The organism is Streptomyces sp. W16, from assembly GCF_033194735.1.
Lineage (GTDB): Bacteria > Actinomycetota > Actinomycetes > Streptomycetales > Streptomycetaceae > Streptomyces.
In genome coordinates this window covers 1-2,300 of record NZ_JAWOAI010000904.1, presented here as the reverse complement: position 1 = coordinate 2,300, position 2,300 = coordinate 1, and the positions used below count along the sequence as shown (strand labels likewise).

At 72.4% G+C, this 2,300-nt stretch carries 3 protein-coding genes and 1 pseudogene; all 4 read right to left on the bottom strand.

All coding sequences use genetic code 11. The features are described from left to right. Positions 1–227 (bottom strand): annotated as a pseudogene (locus R6V09_RS51215) (Rv2231c family pyridoxal phosphate-dependent protein CobC); the annotation flags it as partial. Further along, positions 217–1,155, bottom strand: coding sequence for a sirohydrochlorin chelatase (locus tag R6V09_RS51210; protein ID WP_317888262.1), 939 nt, complete (start codon positions 1,153–1,155; stop codon positions 217–219). The gene R6V09_RS51210 and the pseudogene R6V09_RS51215, both read right to left, overlap by 11 nt. Beyond that, positions 1,152–1,754, bottom strand: coding sequence for a precorrin-8X methylmutase (locus tag R6V09_RS51205; protein ID WP_317888263.1), 603 nt, complete (start codon positions 1,752–1,754; stop codon positions 1,152–1,154). Before R6V09_RS51205 ends, R6V09_RS51210 begins: the two co-directional genes overlap by 4 nt. 5 nt (positions 1,755–1,759) lie before the next feature. Further along, positions 1,760–2,300 (bottom strand): precorrin-3B C(17)-methyltransferase (locus R6V09_RS51200; RefSeq protein ID WP_317888261.1); only part of this gene is annotated, 541 nt, incomplete at its 5' end.

Below are 2,300 nucleotides of genomic sequence, written 5' to 3'. Positions count from 1 at the left end.
CCGTGCCGCGCCGCGACCGCCGCCCGCGCCGCCCGCCCGTCGGGGTAGGCGGCAAGACCGGTCAGTGAGTCGGCTATTCGCTCGCGCAGCCACGCGGGGGGCGTGTTCGCGCGGACGTTCACCGCCAGGTCGATCAACTGGGCGCCGTCGTCCCGGACTTCGGCGTCACCGTGATGACGGAGATCATGGGTTTCGCGCGTGGGGTCGTGGGCTCTGTCAGTGTGCATGGGCGTGCCCACCGTGATGGTGATGCCCGTGGTGGTGACCGTCGTGGTCGTGACCGTCGTCGTCCGGGTGGAAGTGCGGCTGCTGCGGCTGCCCCACCTTGTCCTCGAAACCGGGCAGCGCGATGCGGTACACACACGAGTCGCAGTTCATCCGCAGATCACCCTTGACCGCCTCCCGGTACCGCTCCATCACCAGGTCGAGCAACTCCGGCTCCGGACCGATGACTTCGGCCGACCGTACCTCGGTCTCCGGGTGCGCCGCCGCCCAGCCCTCCGTCTGCTGCCGCACCCGCTCCGGCAGGATGCCCGTGAACAGGAAGTACGGCAGCACGACTATCCGTCGCGCGCCCAGCTTCACACACCGGTCCAGGCCGCTCGGCACGTCCGGCGCCGCCAGCGACACGAACGCCGGCTCCACACCCGCGTACCCGCGCCCCTCCCACAGCAGCCGCGCCGCCTTGTGCACCTCGGCGTTGGCGTCCGGGTCAGTCGAACCACGCCCCACGAGCAGCACGGTCACGTCGGCCCGGTCCTCGGGCGTGCGCGCCGACTCGCCGAGCGCCTCGTCGAGCCGCCGCTCCAGCACCTTCAGCAGCGACGGGTGCGGGCCCAGCGGACGGCCGTACGTGTAGGAGATCCCCGTGTGCCGCTCCTTCTCCCGGGCCAGCGCCGCCGGGATGTCCCCCTTGGCGTGCCCGGCGGACACCAGCATCAGCGGTACGGCGGCGAACCGGCGCACCCCGCGCTCCACCAGCTCGGCCACCGCGTCGCCCAGCGGCGGCGGCGACAGCTCGATGAAGCCGCCCGCGACGGGCAGTTCGGGATGGCGACGGCCCAACTCCCGTACGAAGGACCGGAACGCCTCGGCTCCGGCCTCGTCCCGGGTGCCGTGTCCGGCGATGAGCAGGGCGGGCGGCGGGGTGGTCACGATTTCTCCTCGGACGGTGATTCGGACGGTGATGTGGGGTGGTACAGCAGGGCGTTGAGGGCAGCCGCGGCGACCGCCGAACCGCCCTTCTCGGACACGTTGCTCACGGCGGGCAGCCCGCTCTCGCGCAACGCGGCCTTAGACTCGACCGCGCCGACGAAACCGACCGGCAGCCCGATGACGAGTGCGGGGGAGACGTCCAGCGTCAGCAACTCCTCCAGGGCGGTGGGCGCGTTGCCGATCACCCACAGGGCGCCGGGCCCGACCTCCTCGTAGGCGAGCCGGATCGCGTGCGCCGAACGGGTCAGCCCCGGCCCGGACTTGGCGTCCTTGAGCCGGCACACGGTCCGGAGCTGCGTGATCCCGGCCGCGACCATCGCCACGTCCACGACCACCGGCGCCCCCGCGTGCAGCGCGCTGTGCGCCTTCGCCAACTCCCCCTCGTCCAGGACGAGATCGGACGCGTACTCCAGATCGGCCGCGGAGTGGACGACCCGCTCCACGACCGCACGGGTCAGCGGCGGGAGGCGCGAGGTGTCCAGTCGGGCGCGCATCCGCCGGTAGGACTCCACCTCGATCGGATGAACCACCCGGTCCACAGGGATCATTCGGCCACCTCCTGCGCTGCCCGATCCGCCTGCCAGCGGTACCCGCGAGGCGTCACCATGCGTCCCGCGATGTCCCGGGTGGCCGTGTTGCCCACGGTCACCACTGTCATCATGTCGACCGTCGCCGGGTCCAGCGCGGCCAGTGTCGTCAGTCGGCTGGATTCGTCCGGCCGCGAGGCGTTCCGTACGACACCGACCGGCGTGGCCGGTTCCCGGTGCTCGGCGAGGATCGCGAGGGCCTTCGGGAGCTGCCAGTCACGGCCCCGGCTGCGGGGGTTGTAGAACGTCACCACGATGTCCGCCCCGGCCGCGGCCCGCACCCGCCGCTCGATGACCTCCCACGGCGTGTGCAGATCGGACAGGCTGATGGAGACGTGGTCGTGGCCGAGCGGCGCCCCGAGGATCGCGGCGGCGGCCAACGCGGCCGTCACGCCCGGGACACCGACCACGTCGATGTCGTCCGACGCCTCCGCCAGCGCGGGCGAGGCCATCGCGTACACCCCGGCGTCACCGCTGCCGATCAGCGCGACGGCCTGC